Annotated in this window: 1 protein-coding gene; it reads left to right on the top strand. The window is 64.3% G+C overall.

The genetic code is table 11. The annotated features are described in order from the left end of the window. Positions 1-100 precede the first annotated feature (100 nt). Entirely contained in the window at positions 101-994 is an 894-nt protein-coding gene (locus tag C1A33_RS26210) for an IS982 family transposase (protein WP_101834225.1), read from the top strand. Positions 995-1,016: the final 22 nt, after the last annotated feature.

Raw genomic sequence — 1,016 nt, 5'->3', positions numbered from 1 at the left:
CTAGACGAGTAATTCCTGACCCGGTCCTGACCGGCCGGCCGCGTCCTGACGCTGTGCATCTGGTGCGTAGACGTGGAGAGAGGGCCTACAAGATCGAGTTGTGACGCAAGACCTGGAGACCCTCCTCACGGCACTTTACGTAAAGATCGACAACAGGTACGACGGGAGGCGGCGCGCGGGCAGACACCCGCTACTGTCCGACGCCGAGCTTGTCTGCCTGGCCGTCGCCCAGTCGCTACTCGGCTTCACCTCGGAAGCCCGCTGGCTGCGGTACGCCCGCAAACACATGTCCGACATGTTCCCCTACCTTCCGCTGCAACCGGGCTACAACAAGCGACTCCGCAACGCGTTGCCGCTGGTCAAGAAGGTCATCCGAGACCTCGCGGCCGACACCGACTTCTGGTTCGACGACGTGTGGATCACCGACGCGACGCCCGTGCCCTGCGGGATGTCCCGGCCAACGGTCAAACGCTCCAACGCGGCCGGCTGGGCCAACTACGGCTACTGCGCGTCACACTCACGCTTCTACTGGGGGCTCAAGCTCTACCTGGTCCGCACACCCGTCGGCATGCCGATCATGTGGGCGCTGGCCGACCCGAAGATCGGCGAGCGGGAGGTCCTCGAGGCGATACTCGACCGCGACGAGGATCTGATCAACCAGCGCGGTCAGATCCTGTTGATCTCGGACAAGGGCTTCGCCTCCGGGGAGCTCGAGAAGCACCTGTCCGAGGAGGGCATCGAACTGCTCCGGCCGCACCGCAAGAACGAGAAGGTACGGCCCGGGGAATCGCTACTCAAGAGCGTCCGACAGCTGATCGAGTCGGTCAACGACACCCTCAAAGGGCAGCTTGACCTGGAAGAACACGGCGGACGGACCCTCGAGGGCATCGGGATCCGGGTCGCCCAGCGGATCACGGCCATGGCCGCGGGGCTCTGGCACAACCACAAGACCGGCGCGCCAGTGATCCGCTCGTTGATCGCCTACGACCACTGACCCTCAGGAATTACTCGTCTAG

It is taken from the genome of Frankia canadensis (genome assembly GCF_900197875.1).
Taxonomy (GTDB): Bacteria; Actinomycetota; Actinomycetes; order Frankiales; family Frankiaceae; genus Frankia; species Frankia canadensis.
Note: the sequence above shows the minus strand (reverse complement) of the source record. Positions and strands in the feature narration are given on the sequence as shown.